6 protein-coding genes are annotated in these 4,278 nt (G+C 32.8%); 1 reads left to right on the forward strand and 5 read right to left on the reverse strand.

What is annotated here, in order from left to right; genetic code table 11:
* Positions 1–576: 576 nt before the first annotated feature.
* The 5 genes from JVV30_RS02030 to JVV30_RS02050 all read right to left on the reverse strand — a co-directional run bounded on the left by JVV30_RS02030 (position 577) and on the right by JVV30_RS02050 (position 3,243).
* Positions 577–753 (reverse strand): hypothetical protein, encoded by a 177-nt coding sequence (locus tag JVV30_RS02030; RefSeq protein WP_174841502.1) that lies wholly within the window; start codon positions 751–753, stop codon positions 577–579.
* A 215-nt stretch (positions 754–968) separates the two neighbouring features.
* Entirely contained in the window at positions 969–1,709 is a 741-nt protein-coding gene (locus JVV30_RS02035; RefSeq protein WP_070855156.1) for a hypothetical protein, read from the reverse strand.
* Between the two features lie 127 nt (positions 1,710–1,836).
* Positions 1,837–2,061 carry a hypothetical protein gene (locus JVV30_RS02040; RefSeq protein ID WP_053029879.1) on the reverse strand — a complete coding sequence of 75 codons (225 nt, stop codon included), beginning with the start codon at positions 2,059–2,061 and terminating at the stop codon, positions 1,837–1,839.
* A 60-nt stretch (positions 2,062–2,121) separates the two neighbouring features.
* Positions 2,122–2,409 carry a hypothetical protein gene (locus JVV30_RS02045; RefSeq protein ID WP_053029878.1) on the reverse strand — a complete coding sequence of 96 codons (288 nt, stop codon included), beginning with the start codon at positions 2,407–2,409 and terminating at the stop codon, positions 2,122–2,124.
* Between the two features lie 87 nt (positions 2,410–2,496).
* Positions 2,497–3,243, reverse strand: a complete 747-nt coding sequence (locus tag JVV30_RS02050) for a poly-gamma-glutamate hydrolase family protein (RefSeq protein WP_070855155.1) — start codon at positions 3,241–3,243, stop codon at positions 2,497–2,499.
* Positions 3,244–3,375: 132 nt separating this feature from the next.
* Here JVV30_RS02050 and JVV30_RS02055 point away from each other — a divergent pair, with 132 nt between their 5' ends.
* Positions 3,376–3,990 (forward strand): GNAT family N-acetyltransferase, encoded by a 615-nt coding sequence (locus JVV30_RS02055; protein ID WP_070855154.1) that lies wholly within the window; start codon positions 3,376–3,378, stop codon positions 3,988–3,990.
* Positions 3,991–4,278 lie beyond the last annotated feature (288 nt).

Raw genomic sequence — 4,278 nt, forward strand, 5'->3', positions numbered from 1 at the left:
GAATTATGTCCCAGCCTCTTTTTTAAAGATTCTTCAACATAAATAATATGATAATGCTATTTGGAAAATTTGCAGTAGCTGACTGAATTGATAAGACACTTAAATTAAGCTTTTCTCAGTACAGTCGGGCCTCAGCAACGAGAATTTCGAAAAGAAATGCCACAAGCAGTGAAAGCTGGGGTTCGGGGCCCCAGCAACGAGAATTTCATAAAGAAATTCTACAAGCAGTGAAAGCTGGGGTTAAAAAGGATTTAAAGTTCTGCACCACGCTTCAATGATGTTACATCCAATTTCGATGTGGTATATATATAGTAAGCAGACTAAAGTCAGCATGATGAACTAAGACAACTCGTTAGTAAAGGAGCTGTTGTAATATGGAATTATTAACGAAAGCGATTAGTTTTATGATGTCATCTCTTTCTACATGGCTAGGAAGTAAAGATTTATTAAAAGATGTCGGAAAACTATTTGATAAAGATCACAATTGAAAGTAAGTCAACGTATCGTTTTAGGCATATGTAAAAACAAAAAACTAGCATTTACGTGTTTNNAAACACGTAAATGCTAGTTTTGCTATTAGTTATCGTTAATTTTTTTACCATCTGTACGATCTGATTCGCCTTTGTCTTTATGCGCGTTAGGATTGTCTTTTTTGTCAGAACTTTTCTTAACATTGTCTACTGGGTCATCATTATTACCGCATGCCCCTAATAATAAAAAACTTGAAAGCAGTACAAAAGCTACTTTTTTCATATGTGTCACCCTTTGTTTAATTATATTTAATATCTAATTGATATAAATAATATTAATATAAGTATGTCACACTTTTCTAAAAATTCAACAGTTAATAATAATTTATAAATTCAATTAAATCGAATAAATGAGATAAGCTACGTCATTGTTATCTCATTCACTGAGTGACAAGGCTAGTTACAGTGAATATAGAAAACACGCTATTTCACTGTTAATTAATTTGTACTATTATCTGTCTCATTAGTATTACTTTCTGCTGATGTATCATTACTTCTAAACTGTCCATTTGCACTATCTTCAGAATAACTTTGGACCTGATTATCATCTGCTTGATTTTCGGTTTTTGACTGGTCCTCAGCACTTGAGTTGTTGACTGTAGAAGCATTCTCGTTTGAACTGTTGTGATCGCCATTATTAGTGTTGTTATTTATATTTCTGCCATTTTGATTATAAGATTGGTTTGAGTTGTTTGATTGATTTGAATTTTGATTATTGACTGCATTGTTTTGTGTAGTTCCTTGTTGTGTAGAAGGTGTTTCATTAGTTGATTGTTCAGCGGTTGGTTGTTCTTGTTGTGTGCCTTGCTGTTCTTGAGTATTTGCTTCCTTATTAGCTGATGTTTCTTCAGAGCGATTTTGTTCTTCTTGAGTAACATTACTATCATCTTTATCGTTATTATTATCTTTTTTGTCTTTGCTTTGTTTATCCTTATCTTTATCTTTTTCTTTAGACGATTTATCCTCTTTAGAGTGTGTTGCGTGATTTTCAGATGGATTGTTACTTTCAATCATTTTATGAATGCCTAAAGCAAGCATGCTAAGTAAAATAATCGTAATAGCCATTGCGAAATATTTTAAATAGTTTTTATTTTTAAAAACTGCCACAATAGCGAATAAAATTAAAATAATCGCTATGATTAATAATACCGTGCCTGTATAGAACAACAGTTTCTCCATAGGCTACCTCCATTTAATTTACATTATTAATTGCATTGTACTACACATATTATAAAATACATATTACCTTGTAATTAACATCTAATTACTATTTGAAAACAGTAGTGTAAAGGCTTTATGTATCACACTAATTGACTCTATCGTAAATGTTAATTTCCTCATTCTCTTTACTGACAGAAACATATAGTTTTTCATCATTAAGTTGTGTTTCATTCGATGTTTGATTTAAGTCGATTTCTGCTAATATTCTAAATGCACCATTATGATAAGGTTCAACTATAGAGATTTCATTTTCATATGCTTGAACCATTAATTGTCTATGTGATTGATTATTAATTTTCCAGTTAGTCATATATTCACCTTTTTCATAAAAATAAAACTACGTTAGTCATAGTCTAACGTAGCGGTTTAATTATTTAAAACTTTGTTCTATCTCCGTGAAAGCTTTGTTAGTAATCGTAATATCGTCAATTCTATCTGCTGTTAGTTGTCCATCTAGATAACCATGATCAATGAGTACTTTACAATTCTCTAAAAAATCATCATATTCACGATCACAGAAATAATCGTCTTGTGTTTTTATACTATTACCAAAATAATTTGCTTCATTTTCTGACTGACCTTCATTAGAACGTTCCATATATAATTTATAAAATTTCGCTATTGTATATTTTTGTTCTTGAGTTAATGTTTCTAACATAACACGTTCCCCCTCACTATAGTACTTTATACCCAATTTAAATAGGGGTGAAAACGTAGTGAGGGTAGCTTAGCACCTGAGAATAGATTATTGAGCGTTTTCAATGCCTTGATTAACTGCTTTGGCAAATTTGTAGAACGTACGGGTGTAGTTGTCTGGGTTCGATCTTGTTTGTTGATCCAGTTGTTTATCTTTAAAAAACAGTGCACGTTGTCCGGTTGTTAATTCAAGTTGTACGCCGGTATCATTGTCATTTCTATTAATGATATTGGAGGATGATGTCGCCTCAATACCTTTAGGACTCTTTTGAACTGTGAAACCTTTACGTTTTAATGATTTTGTGATTGATTTGGCTAATTGTTTATCTTTGCCGCCAACGTAAACAATTGGATCTTCACCTGCATAGCCATGAATGGATATAGTCTCTTCGGAGTGGTCCAACATTTTTAGGAGGGTTGGTTCATCAAATACAGTTGAAGTAATATGCAAACGTTCATTATGTTTAGGCATTAATCCTTCAAAAGTATAAAAATCATACTTACCTAGATTGGCCACACGACGAGCGAGTTCAGTCGTACCTGGTTCAATACCGCCGCCGTGAATAGCCGTAACAAGGATGTGATTATCTTTGCGGTTTTTTGTTTTAACACGCCAGTCTTTACCTTCTGTTGTATCATCTTTTAATTCTTGAAAACTTGAATAATAATCTAGTGAGCGATTTTGTTTTTCTTCACGCGTTTTATAAAGTATAAATGCAATCGCTATAATAGCAATAATTAAGACAGTAACAAATAAATAATATACTTTTGAATACCAGTTTTTTCTTTTTCTCATATGACCTTCCTTTTTAAATGAAATAATAAAAATGTGTAAATTAACTTTTATATTATAAATTATATTACTCATAAGCTCAAATATTGTTTAATTTTAAAAAAGAAGTAAATAGTTAAATAAGGAGGAATAACATTGACTAAATTAACTATTCAATCAGCACAACCGCATCACCAAGAAGGGGGACAATTAATATATGCGGCAATAGACGACATGGCGCCGATTATACTAGGTAAATCTAAAGATAAAGAAATTGTTGAAGACTTACAACGATTATGGCAAAATCATGCGAACCGATTTAGTCATGATATGTCATTTGTGGCTTTAGAAGGTGACCAAGTTCTTGGTGCGATCACGTGCAGTCCTTTAAAACAAATTGATAAGGCGATGATACCAACCGTACTTCAAATTATTTCAATGAATAAAATTAAACCCTTCAAGTCTATCATCACACACCCAAAATCATTTTATTCACTTGTTACGATGGATGAAGGCAACGAAGATGAATATCATATTAGTATGCTAGCGACGATGCCTAATGCCAGAGGGAAAGGTGTCGGCCAACAACTTATAAATGTTGCAGAACAAAAAGCTAAAGCATCAGGGTTTAGTAAACTATCGTTAACAGTAGTGAAAGATAATAAAGCAGCATTGAAATTGTATCAAAAAATGGGATTTGAAATTGTTGGAGAAATTAATCATAAACCATACTATCTTTATAAAATGAGAAAAGAAGTAAATAAAGCATAACATCATCGGGTGCGGGAGAGGAATCAAGTAAATGCTTTATCCGTACTCAGCTTGCTTAATTTGTAGAATTTCTTAGTGAAATGCTCTTTGCTGGGGCCTCGCCGTCAAGGATGACTAGGTTTGAATAATGCTTGATTTAAGCGCATTTTCAAATCAATCAGCGATTGCCAAGATAACAAGGAAGGGAGTGGGACAGAATTCTTTTTAAATTCGTTGTCCTACTCCCAGCTTGCTTTGCTTGTAGAATTTCTTGATGAAATGCTCTTTGCTGGGGCCCCGCCCGCAAGG

This window comes from Staphylococcus sp. GDY8P47P (assembly GCF_016892225.1).
Taxonomy (GTDB): Bacteria; Bacillota; Bacilli; order Staphylococcales; family Staphylococcaceae; genus Staphylococcus; species Staphylococcus borealis.